Genomic DNA, 14,515 nt, shown 5'->3' with positions numbered 1-14,515 from the left:
GGAGGATGATACAAATGAAAACTAGCGCGCAACGGCAATTTTCAAAAAATCCGGAGCAATATCGCGATGAGCCGCTGTTCTCATCGGGAAAAGATCTTGATGCCATGGTCAGCTGCCGGAATCTGAACGGCGGTGAAACCCTGCTTGATATCGGAACCGGAGCGGGACATACGGTCATTGCCTTTTCGCCTTTTGTCAAACATTGCACAGGAATCGATATTACAGAAAAAATGGTTCAAACTGCGGCTCAATTTGCCGAACAGAAAAATGCTGAAAATGTGGTTTTTCTTCAAGGCGATGCAGCACAATTGGATTTTGCAGACGGGTCTTTTGATATTGTCACATGCCGGTATGCAGCCCACCATTTCCCGGAGATCAGCCGGTCCATGCAGGAAATCGCGCGCGTCTTGAAAAAAGGCGGCTCCTTTCTCCTCATCGATCATTGTGCTCCTGCAGACGAAGCTTTAGACCGATTTATAAATCGGCTCAATCAATTGAGAGACCCGTCACACGTAAGGGAGTATTCAGAGAGCGAATGGCAGAAGCTGTTTGAAGAGAACGGACTTGATTTTGCCGTCCGGGAGAGATGGAATCTTCCGATCGATTACGAGAGCTGGCTTCGAAGAGGCGCCGTGCCTGAACAAAGAAAGGCAGCCATCCATGCCCATTTGTCAGAGCCGTCCCAGTCGTGCCGCGACATGTTTAACATTGTCCACGATGAAAACGGGCATCCGGTGTCTTTTTGTCTGAAAGCGGTATTGATTGCCGGAGTGAAGCCATAAGCAAAACGGCCAGCTGGATTCCGGACTTTTTCGCAACAGTATTTTTAAAGAAGCGAGCGAACGCAAAAAAGCCCCTTTTCAAAGAGGGGGCTTTTTCATTTACTCGGGATTGCCTTCGGCCGCTTCAATTCCGGCTGCAAGATCATGTTTATTGAGATCCGCTTTAAAGAAATCTTGCGTATTCGGCAATCTGAGATTCATATTAAGTTTTTGAGAAATTTGCACCGTGCATTCTTCGATTTCATAATCGAAAACGTGTCCGCCGACATTGCGGTCTTCATCAATAAAGTGAAGATGGAAGCCGGAAACTGCGATTCCGTTGGCATATTGCGGCGTCCAAAAGCCGACGATCGTTCCTTTAATATCATTAAAATCAAAGATCGGCTGCGATTTTACCGCATCGACCATCGGCACGTACGGTTTTTCCTGCAGTTCAACCGTTCTCGTTTTGACTTTCTTAAAGGTTCCGTCCATGCGGATCGCGTAAAACAGGTTTTCACTCGGCATGATCCGTTTCATTTCTTCCTCGAACGCCTTAAGCGGCATCCGCTGCTTGATTTCGTGATAAATATCCGGCCGGAAGAAAGCGAGCGAGCAAAACGGAGAACAATCGCTTCCTTGAACAGGATAGGCTTTGCCATCGGAACGAAGACGGTAAAACTCACCGTCAAAGCCGATCAGCTCACCGTCGAGCCGGTTGAATGTTCCGATTCCGAAGTCTCCGTGATCCTTTGCTTCAGACATGTAAAAATCCCCGTCATAAATCCCGTCCAATAACGATATCATCGTTGAGACCTGAAAGACCTGGTCGAGGTTCTTGTCAACGGGCTGAACCACTTTTTGTTTGCTTGCACTTTTCATTTTCCTCTTTTCACTCCCTTGATTTTAATTTGATATGACTGGACTTGCTGTGATCAAGATTGCTTAGAGGCTTGTTTATTAAAATGTTCCTCAAAGTTTTTTGGAAAACGCTGATCAGCCAAATGAACGTTGTCGCTGTAATCAACCGGAATATCAATGACAACCGGGCCCTCTGCATCAAGACCAGCTTTAAGCACCTCTGCCAATTCGTCTGGCGAATTGACCCTTAAACCTTTTGCTCCAAAGCTTTCAGCATATTTTACAATATCGATTCCGCCGAAGTCGACTCCTGACGTCCGCTTGTATTTCATCTCCTGCTGGAACGCAACCATATCGTATGTGCTGTCATTCCAGACAATGTGAACGATCGGCGCTTTCAATCTGACCGCTGTCTCAAGCTCCATCGCGGAGAACAGGAAGCCCCCGTCTCCGGAAACAGACACGACTTTCTGTCCCGGATTGACCAGCGCTGCTGCGATCGCCCACGGCAAAGCAACGCCCAGCGTCTGCATACCGTTGGAAATCAGCAGTCCATGCGGACGATAGGTGCGGAAATATCTCGACATCCAAATCGCATGGGAGCCGATGTCACAAGTAACTGTGATGTCATCACTCAGCAAATCACGCAAATCGCGAACGATTTGCAGCGGATGAACAAGATCTGTTTTTGTTTCTTTAGGCGGCTCGCTCTGCTCCTCCAGCGCTTTTTTCAAATAATCAAGCACAGGTGCAAATGACTCATCGATGGAAACCGGCAAAGAATCATGTTCAATATGGTTTAACGTCTCTGCGATATCGCCGATCAGCTCAATTTCAGGCTGATAGTCATGATCGATATCGGCTTGTATTTCATCAAGATGAATCACGCTGCGCTCGCCTTTTCCATTCCAAAAGACGGGGTCGTATTCAATCGGATCATAGCCGACCGTCAAAACGAGATCCGCTTTTTCCAACAAAATATCTCCGGGCTGATTGCGGAATAATCCGATCCGGCCGAAGTACTGGTCTTCCAAATCGTGAGACAGCGTACCCGCTGCTTGGTATGTTTCAACAAACGGCAGTTTCACTTTTCTCAGCAGACGGCGTACCGCTTCAATCGCTTCAGGTCTTCCGCCTTTCATCCCTACAAGCACGACGGGAAGGTTCGCATTGTGAATTTTGGCGATAGCCGCGCTGATCAGTTCATCCGGAGCCGCGCCCAGCTTCGGCGCCGGCATGGTTTTCACCGGCTTGGCAGTTGCCGGACCGGCCGTAACGTCCTGCGGAAAGCTGAGAAACGCTGCCCCGGCCTGTCCGGAAGCTGCCGCTCTGAATGCATTGGTTACAGCCTCAGGGATGTTGTTCGCATCTTCCACTTCTGCGCTATATTTTGTAATCGGCTGAAACAACGCCGCATTATCCATCGATTGATGAGTTCTTTTGAGACGATCCGCTCTTTTTACAGCACCCGCCAGGGCAACAACCGGATCTCCTTCTGTATTGGCTGTTACAAGACCGGTCGCTAAATTAGACGCTCCCGGACCCGAAGTCACCAGGCAAACACCGGGCTTTCCAGTCAATCGTCCGACTGCCGCCGCCATAAATGCTGCATTCTGCTCGTGACGACAAACAATCAGTTCAGGCCCCTTGTCTTTCAATACGTCATACACCGCATCGATTTTCGCTCCCGGAATACCGAAAACATGAGTGACACCTTGCTGAATGAGACTATCCACCACAAGCTCTGCTCCTCTTACAGTAAGAGTTTCATTTTTAGCGGCTACATTTTTCAAAGCCCTCACTCCTCCATTTTCATTCGTTTACAATGAATTTTTAATAAAATTATTGTATTATTAAATATACATCTTGTGGAAATTGTTTTCCAATACTTCTTTGTCTTACAATTAATATGTAAAACGACTGAAATCGCATTCAGAAAGGAATGAGTGAATAATGGAGCTGCGCCATCTTCGTTATTTTATGGTTGTTGCCGAAGAACTGCATTTCGGAAAAGCAGCTCTTCGGCTGAACATGACTCAGCCTCCGCTCAGCCAGCAGATTAAACAGCTAGAAAGTGAAATAGGCGTCACCTTGCTGAAGAGGTCAAAAAGAGCCGTCAGGCTGACGACGGCAGGCGGGGTCTTTTTAAAACAAATCAAGGAAGGACTTTCCCAGATTGATCAAGCCGTCGACATGGCTCAGCGGACGGCCCGCGGGGAGCTGGGCAGACTCGTGATCGGCTTTGTCGGCTCCGCAACATACGAGATCATGCCTCCCATCATCAGGGAATACCGAAACCGGTACCCGTCCGTGCAGATTGATCTTCGGGAGCTTTCAACCCCCAATCAGGTCGATGCACTGCTAAACGGACACATTGACATCGGGGTGCTGCATCCCCCGTTGGGAAACGATGAACTGAAGTCATACACGGTGAAGAAAAGCCACTGTGTCCTTGCACTTCCGAAACACCACCCGCTGACAGAAAAACCCCGGGTACATTTGAAAGATCTTGAAGACGAATCGCTGATTGTCATAGCCAAAGAAGCGTGGCCCTCTTTATACACGGAATTTAATTTCCTGTGTGAAAAAGCCGGGTTTATCCCCAACATCGCCCAGGAAGCTACAGAATACCAAATGGTGATCGGCCTCGTGACAGCCGGAATGGGAATCGCCGTCGTGCCTACAGCGGCTAAACGATTATTTAACCTCGATGTTGTATACAAAGAAATCGAAGACTTTCCCCTTCGCGCAGAATGGATTACCGCACATCGAAAAGACAACCGCAATCCGGCGCTTAAGCATTTCATCGAAATCTCGGATCAATACTCATAGCCGGATAGAAAAAACCCCGTGGACAAATCCTCCTTGTTCACGGGGTTTTTTTCTCATATTGACGAATGCGCGTTTTGAAAACGGAGTTAACTGCCGATTGCCGCCCCGTCACTTCTCGGATCGCTTCCCCCTCTCAGGAAACCTTGATCATCAATCTCAATGATGCCGGCATGACCCATCACACCGTCAAAGTCGCCGACAATGGATACATGATGCCCATGCTTTCGCAGTTTTTCAATCACTTCGGGCGCCACTCTGCTTTCTATTCTTACACCTTCCACCTGTTCTCCCCATGTTCTGCCCCACACCCATCTCGGTTCATGAACGGCGGTTTGCGGATCCATCCCGTAATCTATCATTCTCGTGATAAGAGCCGTCTGCGTCTGCGGCTGTCCTTCTCCCCCCTGCGTTCCGTAAAGAAATTTCGGCTTGCCGCCTTTGAACGCCATGGCGGGCATCAGCGTATGAAACGTTCTTTTTCCCGGCTCCAGCGTATTGACATGGCCGAGGTCAAGCGAGAAAAACGACCCTCTGTTCTGCAAAATGACGCCGGTATCTCCAGCTGTCACACCTGAGCCGAATTCGAAATACAAACTTTGAATAAACGAAACAGCATTCCCGTCTTCATCTACTGCTGCAGCATAAGCCGTATCACCACCGTGCGGCCGGCTCTGTGCCTGAAGAGCCGGCAGTCCGATTTTTGCGGCCAGCTCCCGCGCATACCCTTTGTCAAGCAGGCGCCCCAGCGGTATTTGGGAAAATTCCGGGTCAGTCAATACTTTATTGCTATCGGAAATACTTAATTTCAATGCTTCGATGAGCAGATGATAATACTCGAAAGAACCGTGCTCGATCATGCCAAAGTCGTAGTTTTCCAAAATATTTAATGCCATAAGACCGGTAAATCCTTGTGAATTCGGAGGCATTTGATAGATCGCATATCCTCTGTATGTAGAGGAAAGCGGTGACACCCATTCCCCTTTATGCCGCTCGAAATCTTCCAGGGTCAAGATGCCTTCGTTGTTTTGCAGATAGGCTGCTGAAGCTTGGGCAATTTCCCCTTTATAAAAGACGTCTCTTCCTTTCTCAGCGATCATCGCCAAAGTGCGCGCTAGCTCTTTTTGCACAAAGCGCTCACCTGGAGAAGGCGGGTTTCCTCCCGGAAGATAAATATCTGCAGTGATCGGCATACCGGAAAGCCACTCGGCGTTTTTCACCGTGTTTTGACATTGATCAGGCGAGACCGGGAAACCCTTTTCTGCATACATGATCGCCGGCTTCAGCACCTCCCGAAGCGATAAACGGCCGTATGCCGCCAGTATTTCGGCCCAGCTGTCCGCCATCCCCGGCACGGTAATCGCACTGCTCATGCCCCTGACCGGAATGGCGCGCTCTCCTTTATACTGATTCCGGTCCGCTTTCCGCCCCGACCGCCCGCTGCCATTGTATCCTTTGATCTCACCGCTTCCATTGTGATACATCAGCCAAAAAGCATCCCCTCCGAGTCCTGTCATATGCGGATAGACAACAGCAAGGCACGCGCTTACTGCCACAGCCGCGTCAAACGCGTTTCCTCCCTTCTCCATGATGCTGTTCCCTGCAAGCGAAGCGAGATAATGAGGACTGACAACCATTTGTTTCGAACCGATCTTCAGCTTCTCCATAGCTCCCTTCCTTTCTTTCAAGCATCCATTTGTCTTTGAAGTATAGTGGCCCGTTTAAAGAGGTGCTACTTTCAGGGAAGAAAAACTGCCACCCTTTTTCAATAAGTATTAAAAAAACGTTAAAATGATTCATATCGAAACCCGCATTGTGATACAATTTACAAAATGTTCATTTTTAATGCGATTGACAAGCAATTTCGCATGATAATGACCAAACAGAAAGGAAGGGACATTTGTGAGCCTCGACTACCATATGCCAAATTTAATTCTTGATGAAACGGATAAAAAAATCCTTTCGATCTTGCATGAGGAAGGAAGAATCTCTTATACCGATTTAGGAAAACGCGTGGGACTTTCAAGAGTTGCCGTACAGACGCGGATCAACAACTTGATTGAAGAAGGCATCATCGAAAAATTCACAGCCGTCATCAATCCGGTCAAGGTCGGGATTCACGTATCGGTGTTTTTCAATGTTGAAGTCGAACCCCAATATTTAGAGGCTGTTGCCGTTGCTTTGGAAAGAGAGCCCGCCGTGACAAGCCTCTATCATATGACAGGGCCGAGCAAACTGCATATGCACGGCATTTTCGCAAATGATCAGGAGATGGAGGAATTTTTGACGAAGCGCCTGTATCCTCTGAAAGGCGTTGTGAGTGTCGACTGCCAGATGCTGATTAAACGATATAAGAGCCGAATGGGAATGAAGCTTTAACTGAATAGGAGGAAACGCGAAATGAAGCACCCTTACCGGGAACTGATCATCGCAATGACAAGAACGGGGATATTGGGATTTGGCGGCGGACCGTCCGTTATCCCGCTGATCCGTCATGAAGCCGTTTCGAAGTTTAAATGGATCGATGATGATGAATTCGGGGAAATTTTGGCGATTGCCAATGCGCTGCCCGGACCAATCGCGACAAAAATGTCGGCATATTTAGGTCATAAAGTGAAAGGTGTTCCGGGCGCTGTCGTGGCCACAGCGGCTCATATCTTGCCGACGTGCGCTGCGATGGCCGCCTTGTTCGCAGCCGTTAATGTGCTCAGCCACTCCAAAATCGTAAGCGGCATGATCGGCGCTGTTACCCCTGTCATCGCCGTCATGCTCGGCATCATGGCTTACGAATTTGGGCAAAAAGCATTGAAAGGCTTCGGCTTGCTTGCCGGCGTGCTTTTCTTTATTCTTGCGTTTTTGGTTCTTCAAGTGTTTTCCATCCATCCCGGCATCATTGTCATCCTGTTTTTAACGTATGGCGCGTTCCACTTCAAATTAAAAAGAAAAACGGCCCGGGAAAAGGATAAGGGAGTGTCCGCTTCATGATCATCTTTTACTTGTTTTGGGCTTTCTTTATTGCAAATTTATTGGGCTACGGGGGCGGTCCGGCTTCAATTCCGCTTAATTTTGAAGAAGTTGTTCAGCATTTTCACTGGCTGTCAAAAGAGGAATTTTCAAATATGCTTGCGCTCGCAAACGCGCTGCCGGGCCCGATCGCGACAAAAATCGCCGCTTATGTCGGCTACAGTGTGCTCGGATGGCCCGGTGTTCTCATTGCTCTTGCCGCAACTGTACTGCCTTCGGCCATCGCGCTCGTTTTGCTGCTCAAGCTGATCGGCCGCTACCGCCAGTCGCCAATCGTCAAAGGAATGACTTTGTCGGTTCAGCCGGTTATCGCCATGATGATGCTTCTTTTAACGTGGGAAATCGGCGGTGACGCAATCCAGTCGATCGGCTTGGTTCAATCACTTGTCATCGCGCTGATCTCTTTGGTGGCCTTGACGAAGTTCCGCGTCCATCCGGCTTTCCTGATCGTGGCCGCTTTCGCTTACGGCGGGCTTGTCATTCCGCTCTTGTAGAAGGGACGTCCGGCCGCTTCTAACGGATGATATAAAAAATCAGCACCGCATAACCGGCGCTGACATTTTGGCTGACGGGCTTTTGTGAATAACTTTCACAGCAGGCCCATCAGCTTTTTCTTTTTAACGGGACGCGGTGTTTCTTTATGAATCTCCCGGTTTTCCAGGAGCAGACCCGCGTTTTTTGTAAACACGTTTAAGAAATCGCGGCCGTAATCGTTTTCCACTGCATCAAAAAAGAAAGATCGGCTCGTGAGGTTGTGGGCGTCTGATGCGAGAAAGTGGACGAGGTTTGCTTCAAGAAAGCGGCGGGCGAGCCGTTTGACACTTCTGCCAAAGCGGCCGGCAAGACTTGAACATGTCAGCTGGACGCACGCGCCGTTTTTGACAAGGCGGTACAGCAGATCCGGATTCTCCATCAATTCAAGGTTCCGCTCAGGGTGTGCGATAACCGGAATGTAACCATTTAACTGAAGATCGAACAGCAGCTTTTCGGCATACCGCGGAACATGGTGGTAAGGAAGTTCAATCAGCAAATACTTTGTGCCGGCGAGACTGAGCAGTCTGCCGCGCTCAAGATCGCGCTTCAATTCGCCGTACAGGCGGATTTCCTGTCCGGGAGCAATGAGCACCGGGATGTTTTCCTTTTGCACCCGCGTCTTTAAACCCGAAACAGCTGCAAGGATGGCCTCTTTTTGGTGTTCGTATACACCGTTTCGGTGGTGAGGTGTGGCGATAATCGTATGAATCCCTTGGCGGGCGGCTTGTTTAGCCATTTCTATACTGTCATTCATACATGCTGCTCCATCATCAATGTCCGCAAGAATGTGGCAATGAATATCGATCATAGGCGACCTCCCCGTGTTTTCCCGTTTTAGAACGTATGGTCTTTGCCGACAAAGCTTTCCAGCTTCCGGGCTTGTCCTTTTTTCGGTTTCACATACAGAATATTTCCCAACACGTGAATGCTCAGCTCTTTTTCAATGTCTTCTTCATTTCGAATGGTATTTTTCAAAAGCTCGAGTAAAAATGCAAGCCCTGCGCCAAACAGCAGGCCGAATCCTGTAGAAACGGCGATGTTGAATTTCTTGTTCGGGCTGACGGGAGCAGGCGAATGTTCGGGGTTTGCTTTCGCAACAAGGCTGACTTCGGTATTTTCACCCATAATACCGTCAATGTCCCTTTGGAATACGGCGACGACCGTGTTCGCGATGTCCGCCGCCTTGGAATAATCCTTGTCAGTCGCGGAGATACTGACAATCTGTGATTCATTTTCGCTGATAACCGTAATTTTTTCCTTCAGGTCTTCAGCCGTTTCCGGAAGGTTAAGTTCGTCTTTAACCTTATTTAAGATGATCGGGCTTTTCATAATGACGTTGTAAGTGTTGATAAGCTCAAGGTTGGTCTGAATATCGGTGAAGTTCGACGTTTGACGGCCGTTGATGAGGATTTGGGCGGATGCCTGGTAGACGGGTGTAAGCCAATAAAAGCTGACGGCCGCACTGGACAGAGCGGCCGCACTGGTGATCAGTGCGATCAGAACGAATCTTTTTTTCAAAATGATGAACACATCTTTAAAGCCGATATGATCTCTCATAAAAGCCTCCCTTTAGGATTCGTGTATTTATTTAAATTTTCAGCACATTAAACACCTCCCTTTGATTATACATGGTTATTTCGTTTCCGAAAGAAATGAATCCTGACAAATAACGGGAGATACCGGGGAAATCGCGTCTTTATATGGTATTAAATATCGACTTTTGCAGGACCTGCGCGCTTTTTGCTGAACGAAAAAGGTGTGCAAACCGCAGTTTGCACACCTTTTACGTCGTATATCCATTTTTGATATGAAGAATGAGATCTTCAAGAAGTTCTTTCGTCGTTATGTCTTTTGATTTTTCACCAACGTCATACGCATGCATAAGAATTCTCAAAAATTCTTCCTGATTCAATTCCTTGTCATCCATATCCTTTTCCTTTCAGCTTCCATAAATTAAAACATTTCTGATTATATTTCAAATTATATGATGTAAAGAATCAATTTGCCATAGTCTATTACATTATTCGACAGCCATCCGTTTTTATGTCCTTTTCCTGAGAAAATCTTTTTTGGACGGATTGATTAAGCTATAATAGAGAGATTGGAAACTTTTTAAAAGCCATTCGGTTAGGAGCGATAGACATGCTTCAAGACATGATTTCAAAAACGGTTGTGATGGATGCAGCTGAACAGTTTAAGCATGTACTGCCGTGCACAGAAGATAACATTCAGCTCATGAAAAAAGCCCTTATTTTATACAGACAGGATTCCGTCTATCGGGTCAAGCCGATGAGCGGGCATACGGTCAGCGCTTACGTTCAGGATGTGGTCCCGGTGAAGGTCTTCATCGACCTCGACGACGTTAAAAAAAGCAGCTGTTCCTGCCCTGCTCAAAACATCTGCCGGCATGTGCTTGCCGTTTACTTATATCTGTATGCACAATATGATCGATTGGGAACGTTTACGGAGTTTTGGAAAGAAGCGCAAAAACGCCGCGAAAACAGGGATATTCTCGGACAGCTTCAGCGCGGAATGAAGCCCCGCAGCCATACGCTCGATCAATGGACATCATTTTTCAAAACGGAGTTCAGACGATGGGAAGAGCATACGCCTAAAAACCAGCAAACGATGCAATACCTTTACTACGGGTATTTTTCAGCTTTAAAAAAGCGGACGCCTGCGGAGCCGGAGCTGAAAAAAATGTATCAAATCCACGCGGCTCTTGCGACATGGCTTGCCATGCATTCGCTCGTCGAGAAAGGGCGTATCGATCCTGAAAAGGATTTTTACTCGCTGAATCCTTATATCGAACAGCTGATGGATACGATCTACAGCTCGATCGATGAACTGAAAACATATGCGCTATCGTTCTCCCTTGACCCGTTTTTAGAAAAAACCCCCGGCGTGATTCGGGAACTGCTGCTCAAGAAAGACATTTTTCAGTATGAAAGGCTGCGGATTTTCGGGGAAATCTGGAGTGCGCTTCTGTCCCGTCCAACCTGGCTGAAGCGGGAACTCGATGTGCTCAACGATATGGAGCCGTCGCCTGAAATACAATTCGGCAGGCTGCATCTTGAATTTCTGCTGAAAAACGACGATGTGATTCTTGATCAAGCCGGATCGTTTTCACCTGAGATTCTTCCTTATACATTTCAATGGCTCAGCGTCATGACCGCCAAAAAAGACTGGAAGCGCCTGAAAAAATGGTATGAACACCTTGAGCAGCTTGCAGCCGGCTTCTGCAGACTGGATAAGCCGTACCGGGAAATACGCGATGTTTTAAGCGAATTCTTCCTGTTTCTGAGCGATTACAGCAAAAACGCAAAAGAAGAGCATGTATATGAACGGTATTGCAAAAAGTGCCTTCCTTATACGTTTACTGAATACAGCCATTTTTTATATAACAAAAACCGCTTTACGGAGTGGATGGAGATCCACAGCCTTGTCGGTTTTTCAATCTCTGAGATCGGGCAGAACGCCTTGAAAGATATTGCAGCAGCGGCTCCTGAAGCATTGATTCCTTCCTATCACAGAGAAATTTCCGGGCTGGTTGAACAAAAAAACCGCTCAAGCTACAAAGAAGCCGTCAAACAATTAAAAAAGCTGCGCACCCTTTATAAAAAATCGAAAAAACAGGATGTCTGGAACCGGTTTATAGAGCAGTTTTCAGCCCGCTATAAACGGCTGAGAGCCTTCCAGGAGGAGCTTAAGAAAGGAAAGTTGATCGATGGCGAGTCTTAAGGAAATCGTGATACATGTCGAACAATCAGAAGACTATACATTCATTTTATCTTGTCATGACGAGGATCATCAGTTTCTCACGCGAAATGAAATGGAAAGGCATTTGTTTCAGTGGCACGAATCGTCTTTCTACGGAACGTTTCTCGAAGATGCCGGTTTAGATACTCCGGCGGTTCTGCTGTCCCCGTGGATGGCGGTGGAATTTCTCGGCAAAAACTCATTTAATTCATACAGCGACATCATCCTCACCGAGGAAACCGAACCTTTAATGAAAACGGCTTCCACCATTTATGAGTTTATCGCAGATGAAGACTTCCTTCCCGACTATGAAGCATGGAAGCAAGAGGTGCTGCGCTGGAAAGATAAAGAAGGGATTTTGGAAGGCTATACAGCTGAATGGTTTTCACACGCTGTCGAAGACTACATCAACTACAATGACGAGTTAAAAGCAAAATGGGAATCGATTGTCGCACATTCTCCCGCCGTCACCACATTTCAGGGACACTTTCTCGATGAAGACGATTTTCTTGAAACGATCGGCTGGCATGAAAACCCTGTGCCGTTTACTGTCGGACTCCGCTTAAATGAACCTGACTTTGACGGAGACGATTGGAAAATCGAACTGTTTTTGCGCGACAAAAAAAGCGGCGCCATTCAGTTCTTTGAAGGCTTGAACAGGCTGAAAAAATCGTGGCAGGCATACGCTGATAAAATCGCCCGCGAACAAGACAGATTCCGCCAAATCGTGCCGTGGCTGACGATCGACTCGGGGACGACGCTTTTAACGGAAGAGGAAGCATGGATCTTCCTCTCCGAAGCAAGCGAAACTCTTGTCAGCATGGGAATTGAAATTTTGCTGCCGTCATGGTGGCAAATCGTCAGAGACAGCAACATGCTCCTGAAAGCGAAAGTGTCATCGGCTCCCCGCGGCGAGTCTTTTGTCGGAATGAATGCATTGATGGACTTCAACTGGCGTTTTGCTACGAACGGAATCGAACTTACAGAAGAAGAATTCGAGCAGCTTGTCGCCAATAAAAGACGGCTTGTCAACATACGCGGACAGTGGATTAAAATCGATCCGAATTTTATTAAACAAATGAAAAAGCTGATGGAACGAGCAGAAACAGAGGGGCTTCATATGTCTGACATCCTGGCGCGCGAGCTGACGGAGCGGAGCGAAACCCGCGAGGATGATGATCTGTTCGATGCTTCCGCATTCAGCGATGTGCAGTTTGAACTGTCTTATCAACTGAAAAACATGATCAGAAAGCTGAACCAGCGCGATGATCTCCCGTCATACCCGGTCAGCAAATATTTTCACGGAACGCTCAGGGCTTATCAGGAAGACGGTTTGAACTGGCTGATCTTTCTCAGAAACTGCGGCTTCGGCGCCTGCCTGGCAGATGATATGGGGCTCGGAAAAACCATCCAGATGATCGCCTATTTCGCCTATTTAAAAGAACAGGGACAACAAACGCCGTCTCTCATCATTGCGCCGACTTCCGTCCTCGGGAACTGGCAGCGCGAACTCGAGACCTTCGCGCCCGGCCTGACGGCGGCGCTCCATTACGGGCCAAAACGCCCTAAAGGTGAAGCGTTTCAGGAATGTTACAAAGATTCGGATATCGTCTTGACGTCATACGGCCTCGCCCAATCCGACTTTGACGATCTCAGCAGCGTCGCCTGGAACTGCATCTGCCTTGACGAAGCCCAAAATATTAAAAATGCGCACACGAAACAATCCCGTTCAATCAGAAAACTGAAAGGCCTCCATCATATCGCGCTCAGCGGGACTCCGATGGAAAACCGCCTGACGGAGCTGTGGTCGATCTACGATTTCATGAACAAAGGCTATCTCGGAAGCCTTGGCAGCTTCCATAAGCGTTTTGTCCTGCCGATTGAAAAAGATCGCGACGAAAAACGGATCGAACAGCTCCAGCAGCTGATCAAACCGTTTTTATTAAGACGGACAAAGCAGGACAAGGAAGTCGCGCTCAACCTGCCTGAAAAACAGGAAGAAAAAGAGTTCATCCCGCTCTCCGCAGAACAGGCTTCACTATATGAACAGCTTGTCAAAGATACGTTTGAACATATGTCAAGCCTCGCCGGAATGCAGCGTAAAGCTCTCATCTTAAGTATGCTCGGCAAGCTTAAACAAATCTGCGGCCATCCTGCCCTTTACTTAAAAGAGACCGGGAGCGAGCTCCTGAACGGAAGGTCAGTTAAGCTCGAAAAACTGCTTGAGCTGACGAAGACGATTCGCGAAAGCGATGAAAGCTGCCTGATTTTCACCCAATATCTCGGGATGGGAGATATGATGAAGCGCCTGCTCGAAAAGTCTTTCGGCGAACCGGTCAAGTTTCTGAACGGCAGTTTATCCAAGCTAGAACGGGACAAAATGGTGGAGCAGTTTCAGAACAAGGAATTTCCGATTCTGATCTTATCATTAAAAGCCGGGGGCACAGGCCTCAATTTGACGGCCGCCAATCACGTCATCCATTATGACAGATGGTGGAATCCCGCGGTTGAAAATCAGGCGACAGACCGAGCCTACAGAATTGGACAGAAACGGTTTGTCCACGTTCATAAACTGATCACTACCGGCACAATTGAAGAAAAAATCGACCACATGCTCGAATCGAAGCAATCGCTCAACGATCAAATCATCCAAAGCGAAAATTGGATCACCGAGCTTTCCGAGCATGAACTTGAGGAGCTATTTACCCTGAACGCTTCGGCTATTACGGGTTAAATAAAACAGCTGT

General features: G+C 47.8%; 13 protein-coding genes. 7 read left to right on the top strand and 6 right to left on the bottom strand.

Annotated elements, in window-relative coordinates; all coding sequences use genetic code 11:
• The first annotated feature begins 14 nt into the window (after positions 1–14).
• Positions 15–782, top strand: coding sequence for a class I SAM-dependent methyltransferase (locus MST20_RS09810; protein ID WP_243941854.1), 768 nt, complete (start codon positions 15–17; stop codon positions 780–782).
• Between the two features lie 99 nt (positions 783–881).
• Here MST20_RS09810 and budA read toward each other — a convergent pair whose 3' ends face one another.
• On the bottom strand, positions 882–1,643 hold the full coding sequence (budA, locus tag MST20_RS09805; protein ID WP_106070888.1) for an acetolactate decarboxylase: 762 nt from the start codon (positions 1,641–1,643) through the stop codon (positions 882–884).
• A gap of 53 nt (positions 1,644–1,696) precedes the next feature.
• Positions 1,697–3,415, bottom strand: coding sequence for an acetolactate synthase AlsS (gene alsS, locus MST20_RS09800; RefSeq protein ID WP_243941852.1), 1,719 nt, complete (start codon positions 3,413–3,415; stop codon positions 1,697–1,699).
• Between the two features lie 160 nt (positions 3,416–3,575).
• On the opposite strand from alsS, the gene alsR reads away from it, so the two are divergent.
• On the top strand, positions 3,576–4,454 hold the full coding sequence (alsR, locus tag MST20_RS09795) for an acetoin biosynthesis transcriptional regulator AlsR (RefSeq protein ID WP_243941850.1): 879 nt from the start codon (positions 3,576–3,578) through the stop codon (positions 4,452–4,454).
• An 86-nt stretch (positions 4,455–4,540) separates the two neighbouring features.
• On the opposite strand, the gene ggt is transcribed toward alsR, so the two are convergent.
• Positions 4,541–6,118, bottom strand: a complete 1,578-nt coding sequence (gene ggt, locus MST20_RS09790) for a gamma-glutamyltransferase (RefSeq protein ID WP_243941849.1) — start codon at positions 6,116–6,118, stop codon at positions 4,541–4,543.
• A gap of 253 nt (positions 6,119–6,371) precedes the next feature.
• Here ggt and chrS point away from each other — a divergent pair, with 253 nt between their 5' ends.
• Genes chrS through chrA form a run of 3 tightly spaced genes read left to right on the top strand, consistent with a single transcriptional unit; the run spans position 6,372 to position 7,969 of the window.
• Entirely contained in the window at positions 6,372–6,830 is a 459-nt protein-coding gene (gene chrS / locus MST20_RS09785) for a chromate efflux transcriptional regulator ChrS (RefSeq protein ID WP_206761243.1), read from the top strand.
• A gap of 21 nt (positions 6,831–6,851) precedes the next feature.
• The gene (chrB, locus tag MST20_RS09780) at positions 6,852–7,436 is read left to right on the top strand and encodes a chromate efflux transporter ChrB (RefSeq protein WP_243941847.1); all 585 of its coding nucleotides are present in this window, start codon (positions 6,852–6,854) and stop codon (positions 7,434–7,436) included.
• Positions 7,433–7,969, top strand: coding sequence for a chromate efflux transporter ChrA (gene chrA, locus MST20_RS09775; protein ID WP_243941845.1), 537 nt, complete (start codon positions 7,433–7,435; stop codon positions 7,967–7,969). Before chrB ends, chrA begins: the two co-directional genes overlap by 4 nt.
• Before the next feature lie 95 nt (positions 7,970–8,064).
• Here the strand turns inward: chrA and MST20_RS09770 are convergent, their stop codons facing one another.
• From MST20_RS09770 to MST20_RS09760, 3 genes are all read right to left on the bottom strand, one after another.
• Positions 8,065–8,817 carry a tyrosine-protein phosphatase gene (locus MST20_RS09770; protein ID WP_243941843.1) on the bottom strand — a complete coding sequence of 251 codons (753 nt, stop codon included), beginning with the start codon at positions 8,815–8,817 and terminating at the stop codon, positions 8,065–8,067.
• Between the two features lie 26 nt (positions 8,818–8,843).
• Positions 8,844–9,566, bottom strand: coding sequence for a YveK family protein (locus MST20_RS09765; protein WP_243941841.1), 723 nt, complete (start codon positions 9,564–9,566; stop codon positions 8,844–8,846).
• Positions 9,567–9,792: 226 nt separating this feature from the next.
• On the bottom strand, positions 9,793–9,936 hold the full coding sequence (locus MST20_RS09760; protein WP_003185866.1) for a YwzD family small protein: 144 nt from the start codon (positions 9,934–9,936) through the stop codon (positions 9,793–9,795).
• A gap of 215 nt (positions 9,937–10,151) precedes the next feature.
• Here MST20_RS09760 and MST20_RS09755 point away from each other — a divergent pair, with 215 nt between their 5' ends.
• Both MST20_RS09755 and MST20_RS09750 read left to right on the top strand, forming a co-directional pair.
• Positions 10,152–11,750 carry an SWIM zinc finger family protein gene (locus MST20_RS09755; protein ID WP_243941839.1) on the top strand — a complete coding sequence of 533 codons (1,599 nt, stop codon included), beginning with the start codon at positions 10,152–10,154 and terminating at the stop codon, positions 11,748–11,750.
• Entirely contained in the window at positions 11,737–14,502 is a 2,766-nt protein-coding gene (locus tag MST20_RS09750; RefSeq protein ID WP_243941837.1) for a DEAD/DEAH box helicase, read from the top strand. The genes MST20_RS09755 and MST20_RS09750 overlap by 14 nt, the downstream gene beginning before the upstream one ends.
• The last annotated feature ends 13 nt before the right edge of the window (positions 14,503–14,515 follow it).

The organism is Bacillus sp. B19-2 (assembly GCF_022832475.1).
Classification (GTDB): domain Bacteria; phylum Bacillota; class Bacilli; order Bacillales; family Bacillaceae; genus Bacillus; species Bacillus paralicheniformis.
Note: the sequence above shows the minus strand (reverse complement) of the source record. Positions and strands in the feature narration are given on the sequence as shown.